General features: G+C 72.6%; 17 protein-coding genes. 9 read left to right on the forward strand and 8 right to left on the reverse strand.

Features of this window, described 5'->3' with window-relative positions:
- Positions 1–542 precede the first annotated feature (542 nt).
- The gene (locus tag VIU94_RS27380; protein WP_331915122.1) at positions 543–992 is read left to right on the forward strand and encodes a PTS sugar transporter subunit IIA; all 450 of its coding nucleotides are present in this window, start codon (positions 543–545) and stop codon (positions 990–992) included.
- Between the two features lie 84 nt (positions 993–1,076).
- Positions 1,077–2,747, forward strand: coding sequence for a phosphoenolpyruvate--protein phosphotransferase (ptsP, locus tag VIU94_RS27385; protein ID WP_331915124.1), 1,671 nt, complete (start codon positions 1,077–1,079; stop codon positions 2,745–2,747).
- 74 nt (positions 2,748–2,821) lie between these two features.
- Here the strand turns inward: ptsP and VIU94_RS27390 are convergent, their stop codons facing one another.
- Positions 2,822–3,808: a DUF8829 domain-containing protein gene (locus VIU94_RS27390; protein WP_414721024.1), complete on the reverse strand. Its 987-nt coding sequence runs from the start codon at positions 3,806–3,808 to the stop codon at positions 2,822–2,824.
- Positions 3,809–3,873: 65 nt separating this feature from the next.
- Entirely contained in the window at positions 3,874–5,190 is a 1,317-nt protein-coding gene (locus VIU94_RS27395; protein WP_331915128.1) for an MFS transporter, read from the reverse strand.
- Between the two features lie 65 nt (positions 5,191–5,255).
- Here VIU94_RS27395 and VIU94_RS27400 point away from each other — a divergent pair, with 65 nt between their 5' ends.
- Positions 5,256–6,578, forward strand: a complete 1,323-nt coding sequence (locus tag VIU94_RS27400; RefSeq protein ID WP_331915130.1) for a GntR family transcriptional regulator — start codon at positions 5,256–5,258, stop codon at positions 6,576–6,578.
- A 273-nt stretch (positions 6,579–6,851) separates the two neighbouring features.
- Here VIU94_RS27400 and VIU94_RS27405 read toward each other — a convergent pair whose 3' ends face one another.
- The gene (locus VIU94_RS27405) at positions 6,852–8,819 is read right to left on the reverse strand and encodes an acetoacetate--CoA ligase (protein WP_331915132.1); all 1,968 of its coding nucleotides are present in this window, start codon (positions 8,817–8,819) and stop codon (positions 6,852–6,854) included.
- A gap of 215 nt (positions 8,820–9,034) precedes the next feature.
- Between VIU94_RS27405 and VIU94_RS27410 the strand changes: the two genes are divergently transcribed.
- Complete coding sequence (locus tag VIU94_RS27410) at positions 9,035–11,407, forward strand: glycoside hydrolase family 31 protein (protein ID WP_331915134.1); 2,373 nt, start codon at positions 9,035–9,037, stop codon at positions 11,405–11,407.
- A 155-nt stretch (positions 11,408–11,562) separates the two neighbouring features.
- Here VIU94_RS27410 and VIU94_RS27415 read toward each other — a convergent pair whose 3' ends face one another.
- On the reverse strand, positions 11,563–12,051 hold the full coding sequence (locus tag VIU94_RS27415) for an NUDIX domain-containing protein (protein WP_331915154.1): 489 nt from the start codon (positions 12,049–12,051) through the stop codon (positions 11,563–11,565).
- An 81-nt stretch (positions 12,052–12,132) separates the two neighbouring features.
- Here VIU94_RS27415 and VIU94_RS27420 point away from each other — a divergent pair, with 81 nt between their 5' ends.
- The 5 genes from VIU94_RS27420 (at position 12,133) to glpK (ending at position 17,311) form a co-directional block, all read left to right on the forward strand.
- A complete protein-coding gene (locus VIU94_RS27420; protein WP_331915136.1) occupies positions 12,133–12,942 on the forward strand; it encodes a M15 family metallopeptidase in 810 nt (269 codons plus the stop codon).
- Between the two features lie 165 nt (positions 12,943–13,107).
- A complete protein-coding gene (locus VIU94_RS27425; protein ID WP_331915138.1) occupies positions 13,108–13,581 on the forward strand; it encodes a Zn-ribbon domain-containing OB-fold protein in 474 nt (157 codons plus the stop codon).
- On the forward strand, positions 13,578–14,768 hold the full coding sequence (locus tag VIU94_RS27430; RefSeq protein WP_331915140.1) for a lipid-transfer protein: 1,191 nt from the start codon (positions 13,578–13,580) through the stop codon (positions 14,766–14,768). Before VIU94_RS27425 ends, VIU94_RS27430 begins: the two co-directional genes overlap by 4 nt.
- A gap of 199 nt (positions 14,769–14,967) precedes the next feature.
- Positions 14,968–15,729, forward strand: coding sequence for an MIP/aquaporin family protein (locus tag VIU94_RS27435; RefSeq protein WP_331915142.1), 762 nt, complete (start codon positions 14,968–14,970; stop codon positions 15,727–15,729).
- Between the two features lie 76 nt (positions 15,730–15,805).
- Positions 15,806–17,311: a glycerol kinase GlpK gene (gene glpK / locus VIU94_RS27440; protein WP_331915144.1), complete on the forward strand. Its 1,506-nt coding sequence runs from the start codon at positions 15,806–15,808 to the stop codon at positions 17,309–17,311.
- 114 nt (positions 17,312–17,425) lie between these two features.
- Here the strand turns inward: glpK and VIU94_RS27445 are convergent, their stop codons facing one another.
- The 4 genes from VIU94_RS27445 to VIU94_RS27460 form a co-directional block, all read right to left on the reverse strand.
- A complete protein-coding gene (locus tag VIU94_RS27445) occupies positions 17,426–18,031 on the reverse strand; it encodes a GTP-binding protein (RefSeq protein ID WP_331915146.1) in 606 nt (201 codons plus the stop codon).
- Positions 18,012–18,425 carry a DUF742 domain-containing protein gene (locus VIU94_RS27450; RefSeq protein WP_331915148.1) on the reverse strand — a complete coding sequence of 138 codons (414 nt, stop codon included), beginning with the start codon at positions 18,423–18,425 and terminating at the stop codon, positions 18,012–18,014. The genes VIU94_RS27445 and VIU94_RS27450 overlap by 20 nt, the downstream gene beginning before the upstream one ends.
- 9 nt (positions 18,426–18,434) lie before the next feature.
- A complete protein-coding gene (locus tag VIU94_RS27455; RefSeq protein ID WP_331915150.1) occupies positions 18,435–18,875 on the reverse strand; it encodes a roadblock/LC7 domain-containing protein in 441 nt (146 codons plus the stop codon).
- A partial coding sequence (locus VIU94_RS27460) for a hypothetical protein (RefSeq protein ID WP_331915152.1) occupies positions 18,872–19,106 on the reverse strand: 235 nt, incomplete at its 5' end. The genes VIU94_RS27455 and VIU94_RS27460, both read right to left, overlap by 4 nt.

The following is a 19,106-nucleotide window of genomic DNA, read 5'->3' on the forward strand; positions in this document are numbered from 1 at the left end:
TATCAACTAATCTGGCGTTGATTTTTGGCACGCTGTTGAGTTCTCAAGGAACGGACGCTTCCTTCGTACTCACCCTCTCGGGCTTTCCTCCGGGCTTTTCCCTTCGGTCTTTCGTGTTTCCAGCTTAGCAGATCCGATTTCCCGTTTCTGCCACCCGCTGGAGCGGGCTGCCGAATTGGAATTCGCTTTCGCGTTTCCCTTCGGCGGGGTCAAACATTACCAGGCTTTATTCCTCCCCCCGACCACTCCCCGGCGGGCACGAGGGCACGCAGAGGTGTAGACCACTGGGGTTAGGATCTGGCTTGGCAGGTGCTGCCGACCCACGACTCAAAGCCGCGTTGGGGTCAGGCAGGAGTACGACAGTACATCCCGTCGCCAGTGGAGGCAAATCGTTTCCGGTAGTCCCTCAGGTCCACCAACCGGTATCAAGCGGTACCAGTCGGGCGGAACCGGGACTTCCCATGACATACGCTTCTGACCAGTACGCCGTCCGGGACAGGTAGTGACGGCGCCACACAATCTCCGCCCCTGGGAGGCTTCCCATGACAACCGTGACGTCGCCACTCGCTGGACGCGCCATCGGTCTTGCTGCAGTACCCGACCCCGTCTTCTCCGGTGCGATGGTCGGTCCCGGTACCGCCATCGACCCCGTACGCGAGCCCTCCGAGGCGGTCTCTCCCGTGGACGGGGTCGTCGTCTCTCTGCACCCGCACGCGTTCGTCGTCGTCGACGACGAGGGGCACGGTGTGCTGACGCACCTCGGGATCGACACCGTTCAGCTCAACGGGCAGGGTTTCGAGCTGCTCGTGAACAAGGGGGACACCGTGACGCGCGGACAGGCGCTCATCCGGTGGAACCCGGCTGAGGTGGAGGCCGCGGGCAAGTCCCCCATCAGCCCCGTCGTGGCCCTGGAGGCCACGGCCGACTCGCTCTCCGGTGTCGTCGACGACGGTGACGTGAAGTCCGGCGACGAGCTCTTCAGCTGGAGCTGACGCCGCGCTCGTCCTCGGTGACGACCACGCGTACGACATTCATCGCGGCGGCCGGGTGCCGCCGCTCTATCGGAGACGGGTGAGATGGAGACAACGCTGCGAGGCGTCGGTGTCAGCCATGGGGTGGCCATCGGCGAGGTCCGGCACATGGGCACGGCGGTCCTGGAGCCGCCGGCCAAGCAGATTCCCGCCGAAGAGGCGGAACGCGAGCAGGGGCGCGCCCGCAAGGCCGTGGAGGCTGTGGCGGCCGATCTGATCGCGCGCGGCAATCTGGCCGGTGGGGAGGCGCAGCATGTGCTGGAGGCCCAGGCGATGATCGCCCAGGACCCCGAGCTCATCGCGGACGTGGACCGTCGTATCGCCGTGGGCAGCACGGCCGAGCGCGGCATCTACGACGCCTTCTCGCACTACCGCGAGCTGCTCGCGGGTGCGGGCGAGTACATGGCGGGCCGGGTCGCCGACCTGGACGACGTGCGGAACCGGATCGTGGCGCGGCTGCTGGGTGTGCCGATGCCGGGTGTGCCGGACAGTGACGAGCCGTACGTGCTGATCGCGCGGGACCTCGCTCCCGCGGACACGGCGCTGCTCGACCCGACGCTGGTGCTCGGGTTCGTCACCGAGGAGGGCGGGCCGACCAGCCACAGCGCGATCCTCGCGCGGGCGCTGGGCGTGCCGGCCGTGGTGGCGCTGCCGGGCGCCTGCGAGTTGGCCGAGGGCACGGTGATCGCGGTGGACGGCAGCACGGGCGAGCTCTTCGTCGAGCCGAGCGCCGAGAAGCGCGCCGGGCTCGAGCAGGCGGCCGCCGAGCGCAAGGCCGCCCTTGCTGCTTCGAGCGGTCCGGGTGCGACGTCGGACGGGCACAAGGTACCGCTGCTGGCGAACGTGGGCGGTCCGGCGGACGTTCCGGCGGCGGTCGAGGCGGGCGCCGAGGGCGTCGGTCTGTTCCGTACGGAGTTCCTGTTCCTGGACGACAGCAAGAAGGCGCCGTCCGAGGAGAAGCAGTACGAGGCGTACCGGAAGGTCCTTGAGGCGTTCCCCGAGGGGCGTGTGGTCGTGCGCGTGCTCGACGCGGGCGCCGACAAGCCGCTGGAGTTCCTGACGCCGGCGGACGAGCCGAACCCCGCGCTGGGCGTGCGGGGTCTGCGGACCCTGCTGGATCACCCCGAGGTGCTGCGGACGCAGCTGACCGCGCTGGCGAAGGCGGTCGAGGGGCTGCCGGTCTACCTCGAGGTCATGGCGCCGATGGTGGCCGACCGTGCGGACGCGAAGGCGTTCGCGGACGCGTGTCGGGCGGCCGGGCTGCGGGCGAAGTTCGGCGCGATGGTGGAGATTCCGTCCGCCGCGCTGCGGGCGCGCTCGATCCTGCAGGAGGTCGAGTTCCTGTCGCTGGGCACCAACGACCTCGCGCAGTACACCTTCGCCGCCGACCGGCAGGTCGGTGCGGTGTCGCGGCTGCAGGACCCGTGGCAGCCGGCGCTGCTCGACCTCGTCGCGCTGTCGGCGGACGCCGCGAGGGCCGAGGGCAAGAGCTGCGGCGTGTGCGGTGAGGCCGCGTCGGATCCGCTGCTGGCGTGTGTGCTGACGGGTCTGGGCGTCACCTCCTTGTCGATGGGCGCGGCGTCGATTCCGTATGTGCGGGCGACGCTGGCGAAGTACACGCTGGCGCAGTGCGAGCGTGCGGCGGCCGCGGCGCGTGCGGCGGACTCCGCCGACGAGGCGCGGGTGGCCGCGCAGGCGGTGCTGTCCGGGGAGTGAGCCGGAGGGACCGTACGCGGTTCCTGGAGCCGAGGGGCTTCTCGCCACATCGTGGCGGGGAGCCCCTCGGCATTTCAGTGGTGGTCGGGCCAGGGGGCGTCGGGAATCACGTCGAAGCCGGCGCGGTAGTCGACGTGGGGTTCGGGTGCGAGGGGTTCGCCGGTGTCCGCGTCCGTGCAGTAGGCATTGAAGACCTCCGCCTCGGTGAGCGGGAGCAGGCCGCCGCGGTCGAGTCGCCAGCCGTGCAGGCGGTCGCGGGCGCCGGGTCGGGCGGTGCGCAGGACCAGTCCCCCGGGTCCTTGGAGGGCGATGCCGGCGGCGAGGACGGTGACGAACTCGGCGCAGGGGCCGGTGGGATCGAGTGGGGCGGGGTGCGTGGGGCCCGTCTCCACGTGGAGGACGGCGAGGAGGGTCTCCTCGGGCGCGGGGACGCTGCAGACGAGGTGGTGGATGCCGGGTCCTGCGATGTCGAGGAGTCGCCGCAGGAGGAGGACGGCCCGAGTGTGGGAGGCGCGGCCGATGTCCTGACCGCAGTCGGCGCAGTCGCCTGCGTCGGCGAGGAGGAGGGCGGCGTACTGGTGGGTGGCCTGCCGGACGGCGGTGTCGACGAGGGTGGGGATCAGGTCGGTCATGGGCTGGCCCGTGTACGCCATGTGGGCGCCGGTGGCGGTGAGTTCGGCGGTGTAGCGGCTGCGGGCGGCCGGGGTGTCCGGGTCGATTCCGGTGTCGGCGCAGTAGTCGGCGTAGTCCTCGGGGTCGAAGAGGGCGACGGTGGTGTGGCCGCCCTGGGCGGCGAGGGCCTTGAGGAGGCGGTCTGCTTCGGCGAGGTAGGCGGGGTGGTCGTCGAAGGGGAAGCTGGGGTAGCGGCCGCCCATGGTCGCGAAGTCCTCCGCGTCGACGAGGAGGCCGACGGCGCGGGCGACTTCGCGGCGGAGCGTGCGGCGGAGGGTGTGACGGAGGGATGCGGGCGTCGGCGGCCCGTTCCGCTTGTTCCCGTTGTTCCTCTTGTTCCCCGCTTTGCCGTTGGTCCTCTTGTTCCTCGCTTTGTCGTTGGTCCTCATGCCGGTCTTCGTCCTGCGTGTGGTGCGCATGTCTCCCCCTGTGGTGCGTCGTGCGCGCATCTCGATCAGTGCTCACTCACCGTAACCGTCGGCACTGACAGTGACCGTTCGGCGGCCTTCGCGCGGACCAGGCGGTACTGGACGGCGCAGCTGGCAGCGAGGCCGGCGCCGAGCAGCGGCCAGGCCAGCGGGCCGGTGGCGATCACGGCGGTGAGCAGCAGCGGGCCGACGCAGCGCTGGGTGGAGCCGGCGAGGCCGTGCACGCCGAGGTACGCGCCCTGGGCGTCGTCGGGGGCGAGGGCGACGGAGAGTTCCCAGGACGCGGTGGCGTGGACCATCTCGGCGAAGGTGAGCGCGACGGCTCCGACGACGAGGGCGGTCACCGCGGTCCAGCGGCCGTCGGCGGCGGATGCGGCGAGCGCGAGCGTGCCCGCGACGAACAGGCAGGCCAGCGGGATGAGCAACCTGCGGGCGGCGCTGGTGGTGGCGCCGAAGCGGGAGAGGGGGACCTGGAAGAGGACCACGAGGACGCTGTTGAGGACGAGGAGCAGCGGGGCGAGGCCGACGGGGGCGTCCGTGGCGTGGACGATCCAGAGCGGCATCGCGACCTGAAGGATCGTGTCGTCGAGGAAGAGCGCGGTCTCGGTGGCGGTGAACGCGAGGAAGGTGCGGTCGCGCCAGGGGGACGGAGGGGACGCCTCGGTCGCCTCGGTCGCCTCGGGGGTGTTGCCTGCTGCTGCTGAGGCCGGGGCCGACTTCGCGACGACGCGCGACGGTGCGGGCGGTTCGGCGCAGGTGAAGGTGAGGCCGGCCATCACGGCGTACGAGAGCGCGTTGCCGACCAGCAGGAGCTGGTAGACGGTGCTGGTGGCGGCGGAGAGGGCGGCTGCGGCGGCCAGTCCGCCGATGGCCCAGCCGACGTTGGCGACGGTGCGGTTGATGGCCTGGTAGCGGACGCGTTCGGGGCCGGCGGCGCGGGCGGCGTACAGCTTGGTGAGGACGTTGGTGGCGCGGTCGGGTACGGCGCCGAGGGCGGAGTACAGGACGAGCAGGATGTAGTCGTCGGTGGTGAGGAGCGCCAGGAGGGCGGCGGCGCGCAGGAGTTGGGCGGCGATGAGGATGCGGGTGACCGGGAAGCGGTCGGCGAGGCGGCCGGCGAGTGGGGCTCCCGCGATGCCGATGCCGCCGGCGACGCCGACGAGGATGCCGATCTGGGCGATGCCGAGGCCCGTGACGTACGTGAAGTAGAGCGCGGTGGAGGCGGCCCAGAGGCCGGTGCCGATCTTGTCGATCAGGGCGACGAGCAGCATGCGGCGGCCGTCGCGGCCTCCTGGAATGCGGTGGTGCAGTGCTGACCGGTACCGGGTGGGGCGGTTGGTCACGGGTCCCCCTCTTGTTGCCTGTCCTGCTCTTGTTTTTTGATTTGTATTGATACAGAGTTGAGTACGTGGCAGCACAAAACTATGCGATCAGTGGGGCGACGGCCAAGGGGATTGCCGCGTCGGTCGAACGCGGCGTGGCCGAGGGCGGGTTGACGCCGGGGGACGCGTTGCCGCCGGTGCGGGTGTTGGCGGAGGGGTTGGGGGTGAGTGCGGGGACCGTGGCCACCGCGTACAAGGAGCTGCGGCAGCGGGGTGTCGTCGTGACGCGCGGGCGCGGCGGGACGGTGGTGGCGAGCGCGCCGTCGGTGGCGTCGCGGCGGCCGCCGAAGGTGCCGGAGGGGTTGCGGGACCTGGCGGGAGGGCATCCCGATCCGGCGTTCCTGCCGGAGTTGCGGCCGCCGGCGTTGGTGCGGCCGGTGGTCGGTTCGCACCGGGCGTCGCCGCGGCTTGAGCGGTTGGAGGAGCTGACGCGGGCGTGGTTCGCGCGGGACGGGGTGCCGGCGGAGCATGTGACCTTCGCGCACGGGGCGCTGGACTGCGTCGCGCGGCTGCTGTCGGTGGAGCTGCGGCCGGGGGACGGTGTGGCGGTCGAGGACCCCGGGTTCCATCACTTGCTCGACCTGGTACCGGCGTTGGGGCTGCGGGCGGTGCCGGTCGCGGTGGACGGGGAGGGGATGGAGCCGCAGGCGCTGCGGGCGGCGCTGCGGGGTGGGGTGCGGGCGGTCGTGTGCAGTCCGCGGGGGCAGTGCCCGACGGGCGCGTACCTCACGCCGTCGCGGCGGGACGAGTTGGTGGCGGTGCTTTCGGGGTTCCCCGAGGTGCTGGTGATCGAGGACGACCACAACGCGGACGTGGCGGGGGCGCGGGGGGCATGCGCGCTGGCGGGCTCGGTGCCGCGGTGGGCGCAGGTGCGGACGGCGTCCAAGCATCTGGGGGTGGACCTGCGCTGGGCGGGGGTCGCGTGCGACGCGGCGACACTGGCGCGGCACGACGGGCGGTTGCTGATGACGTCCGGGTGGGTCAGCCATGTGCTGCAGGAGACGGTTGCCGGGCTGCTGGCGGACGAGTCCGTGGCGCGGCTGGTCGCGGCGGGCGAGGCGGCGTACTCGGAGCGGCGCTCCGCCCTGATCGGCGCGCTGGCTTCGTACGGGATCGGCGCGGTGGGGGCGAGCGGGCTGAACGTGTGGGTACCGGTGCGGGACGAGTCGGCCGTGGTGAACGGGCTGCGTTCGCGAGGCTGGTGGGTCGCCGCGGGCGCGCGCTTCCGCATCGCGTCACCGCCGGCGGTACGGATCACGACGGCGGGGCTGGGTGTGGGGGATGCCGGGCGGTTGGCGGGGGAGTTTGCGGGGGTGTTGGGGGAGGGGGAGGCGACGTATGGGGGGTGAGGGGGGCCGCGGGGTGCGGGTGCGGGGTGCGGGTGCTTTGGACTCCCCCACCCCACCCCTTCCCGAAACTCTGACGAGACCGGGGGCTCCGCCCCCGTACCCCCGAGGCGGCAGCTTCGCGCCGCTGGTGGGTGGGGGTGGTGGCGCTTGCGGCTCCCCGCCCCGCGAAGCGGCAGCTCCGCGCAGAGACCGGGGCTCGCGCCGCCAGGTGGGGCGGGGGCGAGACCGGGGCTCGCCGCGCCCCGTTGAGCGGCGGCCCCTCGTCGTTCGCGCTTACTTCGTCGGTTTGCGGAGGGTTGTGTAGAAGTCCAGGAGGTGGAGGTCGTCTACCGAGCCTGGGTTGACGGCCTTGGTCAGGGGGGTGCCGCCCAGGAGGCGTTTGACGGGGACTTCCAGGCGCTTGCCTGTCAGTGTGTGGGGGATTGCCGGGACTTCGATGATGTCGTCGGGGACGTGGCGGGGGGAGAGTTCGGTGCGGAGGGTTTGTTTGATGCGGGCGATCAGGGCTTCGTCCAGGGTCGCGCCGTCCGCCAGGTGGACGAAGAGCGGCATCCAGTAGCCGCCGTTGGGCTCCTCAAGGCCGATGACCAGGGACTCGCGGATCTCCGGGAGGCGTTCGACCGCCTCGTAGATGTCCGCGCTGCCCATCCGGACGCCCTGGCGGTTGAGCGTGGAGTCGGAGCGGCCGTGGATGACGACCGAGCCGTGGTCGGTGATCGTGATCCAGTCGCCGTGTCGCCAGACGCCCGGGTACATGTCGAAGTAGCTGTCCCGGTAGCGGCTGCCGTCGGGGTCGTTCCAGAAGTGGATCGGCATGGACGGCATGGGGTTCGTCACGACCAGTTCGCCGACCTCGCCCACCAGCGGCTTGCCGGCCGGGTCCCAGGACTGGAGGTCCGTGCCCAGGCAGGCGGCCTGGAGTTCGCCGATGTGGACGGGGAGCGTCGGGACCGCGCCCGCGAAGCAGGAGCAGACGTCCGTGCCGCCGCTGACCGACGCGATCCACAGGTCCTCGCGGACTTCGTCGTGCAGCCAGCGGAAGCCGTCCGGCGGGAGGGGGGAGCCGGTTGTGGCCACGCATTTCACTCGCGTCAGGTCGAAGTCCCTGCCGGGGTGCACGTCCGCCTTCGCGCAGGCCATCACATACGCCGCCGACGTGCCGTACAGCGTCGCGCCGGTGCGTTCCGCGATGCGCCACTGCGCCGCCGTGTCCGGGTAGCCCGGGCTGCCGTCGTACACGACCACCGTGGTGCCGGTGAGCAGGCCTGAGACCAGGAAGTTCCACATCATCCAGCCCGTGGAGGTGTACCAGAAGAACACATCCTCCGGGCCCAGGTCGCAGTGCAGGCCCAGCTGCTTGTAGTGCTCCAGCAGGATGCCGCCCTGCGACTGGACGATCGCCTTCGGCAGGCCCGTCGTGCCGGAGGAGTACAGGATCCAGAGGGGGTGGGCGAAGCCGACCTGCTCGAAGAGCGGGTCCGCGTCCGTCGACACCAGGTCCTGCCAGTTCAGGGCGCCTTCCGGGGCCTCCGTGCCCAGGAGCGGGATGTGGACCACCGCGCGGAGCGTCGGCAGTTCCGCGCGCAGTTCCGCCACCGTCTCGCGGCGGTCGTGCTCCTTGCCGCCGTAGCGGTAGCCGTCCACCGTGAACAGGACCACCGGCTCGACCTGCTGGAAGCGGTCGAGCACGCTGCGCGCGCCGAAGTCCGGGGCGCAGGAGGTCCACACCGCGCCGACCGCGGCCGAGGCGAGGAGGGCGACGACGGCCTGCGGGATGTTCGGCAGGTAGCCGCTGACCCGGTCGCCGGGGCGTACGCCGAGGGCGCGGAGCTCGGCGGCGAGGGAGCCGACCTGGCGGCGGAGCTTGGCCCAGGTCACCGGCACGGGCTCGTGTGTCTCGTCCACATGGAGGAGGGCCGTGTCGTGGGGGCGTTCGTCGGCGGTGCGCAGGGCGTGCTCGGCGTAGTTGAGGGTGGCGCCGGGGAACCAGTCGGCGCCGGGCATCGCGCGGTCGCCGAGGACCCGCTCGTACGGCGTGTCGAAGCGGATGTCGAACCACTCGGCGACGGCCTGCCAGAACGTCTCGAGTTCGGTCACGGACCACTCGTGCAGGGCCGGGTATCCGCCGTCGGCGGGGGCGCCGAAGCGTTCGGCGGCCCACGCCTGGAAGCGGGTGACCGCGGCCGAGGCGATGCGGTCCTGGTCCGGCTGCCACAGCGGCTCGGTCGGCGATGACGTCATGGGGATGCTCCCTGGCTCCTACGCGGGGTCTGCGTGGTCCGCGCACGTGCTGGGGTGTGCGCGTGACGCGGCTGACAGGGACGATGCCATGTGATCCTCTTTCGCACCAGGGTTCCCCGCCCATGGTCCGGCAGCTGAATATGTGCTCTCACCACGGGTGAACGGCAGTTGAACGGACCTCGCCAAGGCTCTGTCGGGTGGCAGGGTGGAGAGTCATGAATGGTCGTGGGCTGGGGCTCGGGGTGGATGTAGTGCGTTCGGTACGGGTGCTGGGCACGGTGCGCGGTTGGCAGGGGCTGCGGGCGGCGCTGCGCCGGCGCCGTACGGACGCCTGGGGGCTGCCGGCGCGCGGGGCCGAGCGGGCCAGGGTGCCGGGCCCGGTCGGGGAGGCGGAGCCCATGCCGGGCGGCGGGATCGTCCGGTTCGCCCGGTCCGAGCTGCGGGTGAGCGTGTCGGTAGGGGGCACGGTGTTCTGGGGCTGGGACGGGGCTGCGCCGCTGCCCTCGTACGCGCTGGCCGGCGAGCCGCCCGAGCCGGACGCGCGGGCACGGTTCGAGCCGGACACGGACGGCGGCTGGCGCGTGGTGTCGGAGCGGGTGACCGTCGCCGTTTCGCGGCACGGGGCCGTGGAGGTCCGTACCCCGGGTGGTGTATTACTGCGCCGGGATCTGCCGCCGCGCTGGTGGGAGCCGGTGGCGGGCGGTCCGGCGCGGTGGGTGCAGCGCAGCGAGGTGCCGGCGGACGCGCGGTTCTTCGGGCTCGGCGGCCGGGCGTCCGGGCCGCGGCTGCGGGACGGCACGTACCGGCTGTGGAACACGGACCCCAAGGGGGGCTTCTCGACCGCCGACGATCCGCTGTACCTCACCATGCCGGTGCAGTTCGTGGTCTCCGACGCGGGCACGCATCTGGCCTTCCACGACAACTCCTGGGACGGGCGGGTCACCCTCGCCGAGGGCGAGGAGGGCGCGGGCTCCGGACACGACCGGCCGGGCACGAGCGAGGTCCGGATGGGCGGCGGCCCGCTGCGCTGCTGGGTCGTGGTGGGCACGCCCGCGCGGGTGCTGCACGGCTGGGCGGCGCTGACCGGTGCGCCGGCGCTGCCGCCGGCCTGGGCGCTGGGCCCGCAGCACGCGCGCTGGGGCTTCGGCAGCGAGCGGGAGGTGCGGCGGGTGGTGGCCGGGTACCGGGAGCGCGGTCTGCCGCTGTCCGCCGTGCACCTGGACATCGACCACTACGACGAGCATCAGGTGTTCACCGTGGACCGGGAGCGCTTCCCCGATCTGCCGGGCCTGGCGGCCGAGCTGCGGGAGCAGGGCGTACGGCTGGTGTCGATCGTCGACCCGGCGGTGAAGGCGGAGCCGGGGAACGCGGTGTACGACTCCGGCGCCGCGGCCGGGGCGTTCGTCCGGGACCCGCGCGGGCAGGAGGTCCGCGGGGTGGTGTGGCCGGGCGAGTGCGTCTATCCGGACTTCACCGATCCGGCGGTGCGGGAGTGGTGGGGCGGGCTGTACGAGGAGCGGCTCGCGCAGGGGTTCTCCGGGGTGTGGCACGACATGAACGAGCCGGTCTCCTTCGCCCCCTTCGGTGACATGACCCTGCCCCGCTCGGCGCGGCACGCGCTGGAGGGCCGGGGCGGCGACCACCGCGAGGCGCACAACGTGTACGGGCTCGCGATGGCCCGGGCGGGGTACGAGGGGCTGCGCGCGCTGCGTCCGGCGGAGCGGCCGTTCCTGTTCACCCGCTCGGGGTGGGCGGGCATGCAGCGGTACGGCGGGACCTGGTCGGGCGACGTGTCGACGGGGTGGCCGGGGCTGCGGGCCTCGCTGTCGCTGGTGCTCGGGCTCGGGCTGTGCGGGGTGCCGTACTCGGGGCCGGACGTGGGCGGGTTCGACGGGAGCCCGTCGCCGGAGCTGTTCCTGCGCTGGTACCAGCTGGGGGCGTGGCTGCCGCTGTTCCGCACGCACGCGGCGATCGACGCGGGGCGGCGCGAGCCGTGGGAGTTCGGGGCGGAGGTCCTGGAGCACGCGCGGGCGGCGCTCGCCGAGCGGGAGCGGATGCGGCCGTACTTCGTGACGCTGGCGCAGCTGGCCCGGCTGACCGGAGCGCCGTATGTGCGGCCGGTGTGGTGGGGGGCGCCCGAGGACCGGGCGCTGCGGGACTGTGAGGACGCGTTCCTGCTGGGCGACGCGCTGCTGGTCGCGCCGGTGTTCGCGCGGGGCGCGGACCGGAGGGCGGTGCGGCTGCCGCGCGGCCGCTGGTACGACACGGCGACGGAGCGGGCGTACGAGGGCCCCGGCCAGGTACTCCTCGACGCCCCGCTGTCGCGGGTGCCGGTGCTGGCCCGGGCGGGCGCGGTGATTCCGGTACGGGGCGAGGAGGACGGCGCGCTGGAGCTGGAGGTGTGGGCCCCGGCGGCGGGCCGGACCGGCGGTGGCCTGGTCGTCCGGGACCGGGGCGACGGCTGGGAGTCGGCGGAGATCGAGCGCTACTCCACGCGTCTGGTGAACGGCCGCGTGGTGGTGGAGCGCGTGACGGAGGCGGGCACGGAGGAGGTACGGGACCTGCGTGTGAGGGTCAGGAGCGGGTGAGGCAGGCCGTGCCTCCGAGGGTCAGCGGCTGAGGCAGGCCCCGCCTGTGAGGGTCAGGGCGGCTGACGCCGGGCGGCCTGCGAGCCGGATCGTCGGTGGTGCCGTGGGGGACGTTCCGGGGCCGGCCCTGCCGGTGCCTGCTCCTGAGGTCCGGCTCACCCGTACTCCCCCGCGAACCAGCGCCGTGCCGCCTCCGTGTGGAGGGGGAAGCCGAGGTCGGTCGGCTCGGTGAGGACGTGCCAGCCCGTGGTCTCGTTCGTGGGGGCCGGGGGTGGGAGCGTCGCAGCCTCGCGCGTCGGGAGGAGGCCGAAGAGCAGGAGGTGGTCGGTCGGGGAGCTCAGGGCGTCGGCCAGGCGGACGTCTTCCGCCTCCGCCTCGATGCCGGTCTCCTCGCGCAGTTCGCGCACCACCGCCGCGCGCCAGTCCTCGCCGTGGTCGATGAAGCCGCCGGGCAGGGCGACCCGGCCGCGCGCGGGTTCGATGGTGCGGGTGATGACGACGAGTCCGGCCCCATCGACGGGCAGCAGGGCGACCGCGACCGGCAGCGGGTTGCGGTACGTCACTCCCCCGCAGGCGGCACAGGCTCGGGGCCAGGCGGCGCCTTCCGGGTACTGCGCGCCGCAGTACGAGCAGTGCGAGTTCATGGTGTTCTTCTCGGAGTTCACGATGAGGACCGTAGCCTCGTGGTCTTTCCCGCGCCCTCGCGAACCTGATAGACGGTCCCCATGACAGGACTTGCTTCCGCTTTCCGTGCCCTCGGCGTGTTCGCCGCCGCCGGTCTGCTCGCCGCCACGGCCGCCGTGCCGTCGGCCCGGGCGACGCCCGAACCCAAGGCTCCGCAGGAGTTCGTGGCGCTGAGCTCCGTCGACCGGACGATCATTCAGGAGATGCGCTACACCACCGAGCACAACTTCCTGGGCGAGCCGGTGGACGGCTACCGGCAGCCGCTCTGCATCCTCACCCGCCCCGCGGCCGAGGCCCTGCACCGCGCGCAGGTCGCGCTGCTCGCGCAGGGCTACTCGCTGAAGGTGTACGACTGTTACCGGCCACAGCGGGCCGTCGACCACTTCGTGCGCTGGGCGAAGGACCTGGCGGACGAGCGGATGAAGGCCGAGTTCTACCCGCTCGTCGACAAGTCGCGGCTGTTCGAGGACGGTTACATCGCGGAGAAGTCCGGTCACAGTCGCGGCTCGACGGTCGACCTCACGATCGTGCGACTCCCGGCCGCGCCCACGCGTCCGTACGAGCCGGGCGAGCCGCTCACCCCGTGCTACGGGCCTCAGGCGGAGCGGTTCCCGGACAACTCGGTGGACATGGGCACCGGGTACGACTGTTTCGACACGCTGTCGCACACCGATGACCCGCGCGTCCAGGGCGCGCAGCGGGCCAACCGGCAGCTGCTGAAGTCGACGCTGACGGCGCGCGGCTTCGTGAACCTGCCCGAGGAGTGGTGGCACTTCACCTTCAAGCCGGAGCCGTTCCCGAGCACGTTCTTCGACTTCCCGGTGGCGCGCCGCTCGGTCGCCGGGCACTGATCGCCCGATCGCTCGAAGGAGAGGCGGCCGGTCGGGACCACCCCCGTGGGTCCCGGCCGGCCGCCTTCTTGCGTCAGGACGCGGATCCGGCCTCCGCGGTTCTCTCGTCCGCCCTTCCGTGGCAGACTTCTGACGCTTCGTCAGATCGTGATACGGGAGGCCTTCGTGACACGGACACGCAGACCGGTGGTGACCGGGTGGTTCACCGGGGACGACGAGCCACGGTTCCGGCTCCTCGGCACCCGCTGCACGGCCTGCGCCTCGGTCTTCTTCCCCCGCGAGGACGACTTCTGCCGCAATCCCGGCTGCCCGGGCGACGGCGAGCTCGCCGAGACGCCGCTCTCCCCGCGGGGCAGGGTCTGGTCCTGCACCGACGGCCGCTACCGGCCGCCCGCGCCGTACGTCTCCGACCCGGACACGCCCTGGGAGCCGTACACCCTGGTCGCCGTGGAACTGGCCGCCGAGGCGATGGTGGTCCTCGGGCAGGCCGCGCCGGGCGTGACCGTGGCCGATCTGCCGATCGGATCCGAGGTCGAGGCGGTCCCCGGGGTGCTCAACGAGGACGACACGCACGTCTGGACGACCTGGCATTGGCGGCCGGTCGACGCGGCCGACGAGAACGGGGAGGCGGCGCGATGACCGGCGACGTCGCGGTACTGGGCGCGGGGATGCACCCGTGGGGCAAGTGGGGCAGGAGTTTCGTCGCGTACGGGCGGGCGGCGGCCCGCGAGGCGCTGGCCGACGCCGGCCTCGACTGGCGGGACGTGGGCGCGATCGTCGGCGCGGACACCGTGCGCGGCGGGTATCCGGGGTACGTCGCGGGCGCCACGTTCGCGCAGGCCCTCGGCTGGCAGGGGGCGCGGGTCACCAGCGTGTACGCGGCGTGCGCGTCCGGCGCGCAGGCGATCGGCACGGCGCGGGCGCAGATCCTCGCCGGGCTGGCGGACGTGGTCCTGGTGGTGGGCGCGGACGCGGCGCCCAAGGGGTTCTTCGCCCCGCCCGGCGGGGACCGGCCGGACGATCCGGACTGGCTGCGCTTCCGGGTCCTGGGCGCGACCAACCCGGCGTACTTCGCGCTCTACGCCCGCCGCCGGATGGCCCTGCACGGCGACACCGTCGAGGACTTCGCGCAGGTCAAGGTGAAGAACGCGGCGGCCGGCGCGCTCAATCCGCGGGCCCGCTACCGCAAGGCGGTGACCGCCGAGGAGGTGGCAGCCTCGGCGGTGGTCGCCGATCCGCTGCGACTGCTCGACATCTGCGCGACCTCGGACGGCGGGGCGGCGCTGGTCCTGTCCAGCATGGAGTTCGCCCGGCGGCACGGGCGTCCCGACCCGGTCCGCATCCGCGCGGTCTCCACGGTGACCCCGACCTACCCGAAGGCGGTGCTCGACCTGCCCGACATCGCCACGGACTCGGCGGTCGCCGTCGCGCCGGCCGCGCACAGCTTCCGCGCCTCGATCGCGCGGGCCGCGTACGAGGAGGCGGGCATCGGGCCCGAGGACCTGTCGCTCGCCGAGGTGTACGACCTGTCCACCGCACTTGAGTTGGAGTGGTACGAGGACATCGGGCTGTGCGCGCCGGGCGAGGGAGCGAAGCTGGTACGGGAGGGGGCGACGGCGCTCGGCGGACGGATCCCGGTCAACGCGAGCGGCGGGCTCGCCTCGTTCGGCGAGGCCGTGCCGGCGCAGGCGATCGCTCAGGTCTGCGAGCTCACCTGGCAGTTGCGAGGCGCGGCGGGCGACCGGCAGGTGGCGGGGGCGCGGGTCGGGATCACGGCGAACCAGGGGCTGTTCGGGCACGGGTCGGCGGTGGTGGCGGTGCGCTGAGGGCGGGGGGTCCGCATGCGGCCCCCGCGCTTGGCGTTCGGCCCCTCGTGCTTGGCGTTTCGGACCCCGATGTCCACCGCGTCCCGCCTGAACTGGGCGTGTTGTCACATCCCTTGACGCTCTCTCAGGACCGCTGAAGACTGCCGTCTCATCGCTCCCCCCTGTCATGGAACCGTTCCCACCCGGAGCTGGAGCCGCCATGAGCAACGGAGACATCTTCCTCGGCGAGACCATCGGAACAGCGATCCTGATCCTCTTCGGCGCCGGCGTGTGCGCCGCCGTCACGCTGCGCTTCTCCAAGGCGAGAGCCGCCGGCTGGGTGGTCATCGCCTTCGGCTGGGGCTTCGCCGTCCTGGCCGGCGCCTATACGGCCGCGCCGCTCTCGGGCGGCCATCTCAACCCCGCGGTCACGGTGGGCGTCGCCGTGGACACCGGGGAGTGGGACAAGGTCCCGCTGTACATCCTCGGGCAGATGGTCGGCGCGATCCTCGGCGCCGTACTGGCCTGGCTCGTGTACTACGCGCAGTTCGCCGCGAACGCGGACGAGACGCACGCGCAGCCGACGCTCGGCATCTTCTCGACCGGCCCCGAGATCCGCAATCCGGCGGCCAACCTGGTCACCGAGATCATCGCGACCGTCGCGCTCGTGCTGCCGATCCTCGCGTTCGGCCGGAACGACGGCATCGGCGTCGGGCAGATCCCCGGGCTCGACGCCGGGATCTACGGCTCCGGCATCTCGATCCTGCTGGTGTCGCTGCTGGTCGTCGGGATCGGCCTGTCGCTGGGCGGACCGACCGGGTACGCCATCAACCCGGCCCGGGACCTGGGGCCGCGGATCGCCCATGCCGTACTGCCGATCCCCAACAAGGGCACCTCGGACTGGGGTTACGCGTGGATCCCGGTCGCCGGGCCGCTGATCGGCGGGCTGCTCGCCGGGGTCCTGTTCAACGCAGCCTTCTGAACGGGCCGCCCTCCCGAACGGCCCCCGCCATCGCCGGCCGCCCACAAGCCGCCCCATCCGCATCAAGGAGACCGTCATGACGGACTCGTACGTCGCCGCGATCGACCAGGGCACCACGTCCAGCCGCTGCATCGTCTTCGACCAGAACGGCTCGATCGTCGCAGTGGACCAGCGCGAGCACGAGCAGATCTTCCCCCGGCCCGGCTGGGTCGAGCACGACGCCGAGGAGATCTGGGACCGGGTCCAGGGCGTCGTCGCCGGGGCCCTCGCCAGGGCCGGGCTGCGCGCCGACCAACTGAGCGCGCTCGGCATCACCAACCAGCGCGAGACGACCGTGCTATGGGACCGGGCCACCGGGCGGCCGGTGCACCACGCGATCGTCTGGCAGGACACCCGGACCGCGGCGCTGTGTACGGAGCTCGGCGGCACGGACGGGCAGGATCGTTTCCGCGATGCCACCGGGCTGCCGCTGGCCAGCTACTTCTCCGGGCCGAAGGCGGCCTGGCTCCTCGACGAGACGCCGGGGCTGCGGGAGCGGGCCGAGCGCGGCGAGATCGCGTTCGGCACCATCGACACCTGGCTGATCTGGAACCTCACCGGCGGCGTCGACGGCGGCGTGCACGTCACGGACGTGACCAACGCGTCCCGGACCATGCTGATGAATCTGGAGACCCTGGAGTGGGACCCGGAGATCCTCGACGCGATGCGGATCCCGGCGGCGATGCTCCCGGAGATCAGGTCGTCCGCCGAGGTGTACGGCACTGCGGTCGGGCAGCTCGCCGGGGTGCCGGTCGCCTCGGCGCTCGGCGACCAGCAGGCCGCGGTGTTCGGGCAGGCCTGCTACGACCCGGGCACCGCGAAGAACACGTACGGCACCGGGAGCTTCCTGCTGCTCAACACCGGGAACCGGCCGGTGCCGTCGAAGAGCGGGCTGATCACCACGGTCGGCTACCGGATCGGCGACCAGGCGCCGGTGTACTGCCTGGAGGGGTCGATCGCGATCACCGGAGCGCTGGTGCAGTGGTTCCGCGACCAGCTCGGGATCATCGACAGCGCGGCGGAGATCGAGACGCTGGCGGCGAGCGTGGACGACAACGGCGGCGCGTACATCGTGCCGGCGTTCTCCGGGCTCTACGCCCCGTACTGGCGCGCGGACGCGCGCGGCGTGGTCACCGGCCTCACCCGGTACGTCACCAAGGCGCATCTGGCGCGGGCCGTGCTCGAGGCGACGAGCTGGCAGACCCGCGAGGTCGTGGACGCGATGTACCAGGACAGCGGGGTGCCGATCACGACGCTGAAGGTCGACGGCGGGATGACCGCGAACAGCCTGCTGATGCAGCATCAGGCGGACGTCCTGGGCGTGCCGGTGATCCGGCCGCGGGTCTCCGAGACGACCTGCCTGGGCGCCGCGTACGCGGCCGGGCTCGCGACCGGCGTCTGGTCGGGCCTGGACGAGCTGAAGACGCACTGGCGGGCGGACGTCGAGTGGTCGCCGCGGATGCCCGGGGAGGCGCGCGAGCGCGAGTACGCGAAGTGGCGCAAGGCGGTCGAGCGGAGCTTCGGCTGGGAGGACGACGCGTAGGGGCGGATCCCCCGGATCGCCCCCGCCCATGAACGCACGGCCGTACCCCTGTCGGTGGGGGTGCGGCCGTGCTCCTGGGCGCCTCTCGTCGTGTCCCGGCTGCGCCGCGCCGTGTCAGGTCGTGGCCGGCTCGCGGGCGCGGTCGGCGAGGACGAGCGCGTGCTCGACCACGGTCACCAGGACGTTCTTGACCGACTCCCGGTCGCGGGCGTCGCACATCACGAGCTCCACCTCCGGGTCCAGGTCCAGTGCCCCGCGCACGCTCTCGGCGGGGAACCGCGCCGCGCCCTCGAAGCAGTTGACCGCAACCGTGAACGGGATGCCGCGCCGCTCGAAGTAGTCGATCGCGGCGAAGCTGTCCTCCAGGCGGCGGGTGTCCGCGAGGACGATCGCGCCGAGCGCGCCCTGCGCCAGCTCGTCCCAGAGGAACCAGAACCGGTCCTGACCGGGCGTGCCGAAGAGGTACAGGACGAGGTCCTCGCGCAGGGTGATCCGGCCGAAGTCCATGGCGACCGTGGTCGTGGACTTGGCCTCGACGCCGTGCAGGTCGTCGACCGGCCGTCCCGCCTCGCTGAGCCGCTCCTCGGTGCGCAGCGGCTTGATCTCGCTGACCGCCCCCACCAGGGTGGTCTTGCCGACCCCGAATCCCCCGGCGACCAGGATCTTCAGGGTCACCGGCTCGACCGGGGCCGGCTTGCGGCTAGAGCGCCCGAAGGCCATTGATCACCTCGCGAAGGATGCTCACATCCGGCAGCTCGGCCGGCGGAACGGGGCGGGTCACATGGACGAGTTCCTCCTCGACGAGATCGCCGACGAGGACCCGGACCACCCCGACGGGGAGGTCGAGTCCGGCGGCGAGCTCGGCGATGGACTGCGGGAGGTCGCCACAGCGTTCGACGATCTCGACGTGCTCCGGCGAGAGCGACTGGTCGCGGCCGGGGTCGTCGGCCGCCGGTTCGGGCACCACCACCGCGATCAGGTCGAGGCGGTGGCGGCTGGCCGAGCTGGTCCGGCCACGGGTCATCGCGTACGGCCGGACCACCGGTCCGGCGTCGTCGTCGTACCAGTGGTGGGGCTGCTGCGCTCTTCGCTCCCGGCGGCCTGTGTCACTCATGCCATCCACTCACCCTCCGGCGTGCAGACCGGACCGGGGCGCCGTGGTGAGGTGGGCGCCGACCCGCTTCACCATCAGCGTCATCTCGTAGGCGACCTGGCCGACGTCGGAGTCGGCGTCCGCCAGGACGGCGAGGCAGCTGCCGTCGCCCGCCGCGGTGACGAAGAGGAAGGCGTCATCGAGCTCGACGACGGTCTGGCGGACCTTCCCCGCGTCGAAGTGGCGGCCGACGCCCTTGGCGAGGCTGTGGAAGCCGGAGGCGACGGCGGCGAGGTGCTCGCCGTCCTCGCGGGTCAGATCTTTCGAGGCGCCGGTCGCGAGCCCGTCGCCGGAGAGCACCAGGGCCTTCCGGATCGACCCGACCCGCTGGACCAGTTCGTCGAGGAGCCAGTTCAGCTCGCCGTTGCTGCTTCCGGAGCCGTTGGATGCTGCGGCGTTCGATGCGGTCATCGACCGTCCCCCTCGGGTGTCGTTCCTGGTGCTGTCTCGGCGTTCTGCCGTCGTCCGCGCTGCCAGCCGCGCTGCATCGAGGCCATGCGGCGGCGCACGTCCTCGGCGTCGCGCTCGACGTCCGGCTCGGCCGGGCCGGACGGGCCGGCGTCCGGGGAGCCGCCGGCCGAGGCGTCCCGCAGCTGCGGGGCGAGGCTGGCCTGGCGGACGCGGCGGGGCAGTCCGCCGAAC

The sequence above is a fragment of the Streptomyces sp. genome, assembly GCF_036566765.1.
In the GTDB taxonomy this organism is placed as follows: domain Bacteria; phylum Actinomycetota; class Actinomycetes; order Streptomycetales; family Streptomycetaceae; genus Streptomyces.

What these genes read in the sequence shown, in the direction of transcription:
- VIU94_RS27380 (WP_331915122.1), top strand. Translation starts at nt 543, where the DNA reads ATGACAACCGTGACGTCGCCACTCGCTGGACGCGCCATCGGTCTTGCT.
- ptsP (WP_331915124.1), top strand. Translation starts at nt 1,077, where the DNA reads ATGGAGACAACGCTGCGAGGCGTCGGTGTCAGCCATGGGGTGGCCATC.
- VIU94_RS27390 (WP_414721024.1), bottom strand. Translation starts at nt 3,808, where the DNA reads ATGAGGACCAACGACAAAGCGAGGAACAAGAGGACCAACGGCAAAGCG.
- VIU94_RS27405 (WP_331915132.1), bottom strand. Translation starts at nt 8,819, where the DNA reads ATGACGTCATCGCCGACCGAGCCGCTGTGGCAGCCGGACCAGGACCGC.
- VIU94_RS27410 (WP_331915134.1), top strand. Translation starts at nt 9,035, where the DNA reads ATGAATGGTCGTGGGCTGGGGCTCGGGGTGGATGTAGTGCGTTCGGTA.
- VIU94_RS27415 (WP_331915154.1), bottom strand. Translation starts at nt 12,051, where the DNA reads ATGAACTCGCACTGCTCGTACTGCGGCGCGCAGTACCCGGAAGGCGCC.
- VIU94_RS27420 (WP_331915136.1), top strand. Translation starts at nt 12,133, where the DNA reads ATGACAGGACTTGCTTCCGCTTTCCGTGCCCTCGGCGTGTTCGCCGCC.
- VIU94_RS27430 (WP_331915140.1), top strand. Translation starts at nt 13,578, where the DNA reads ATGACCGGCGACGTCGCGGTACTGGGCGCGGGGATGCACCCGTGGGGC.
- VIU94_RS27435 (WP_331915142.1), top strand. Translation starts at nt 14,968, where the DNA reads ATGAGCAACGGAGACATCTTCCTCGGCGAGACCATCGGAACAGCGATC.
- glpK (WP_331915144.1), top strand. Translation starts at nt 15,806, where the DNA reads ATGACGGACTCGTACGTCGCCGCGATCGACCAGGGCACCACGTCCAGC.
- VIU94_RS27445 (WP_331915146.1), bottom strand. Translation starts at nt 18,031, where the DNA reads ATGGCCTTCGGGCGCTCTAGCCGCAAGCCGGCCCCGGTCGAGCCGGTG.
- VIU94_RS27450 (WP_331915148.1), bottom strand. Translation starts at nt 18,425, where the DNA reads ATGAGTGACACAGGCCGCCGGGAGCGAAGAGCGCAGCAGCCCCACCAC.
- VIU94_RS27455 (WP_331915150.1), bottom strand. Translation starts at nt 18,875, where the DNA reads ATGACCGCATCGAACGCCGCAGCATCCAACGGCTCCGGAAGCAGCAAC.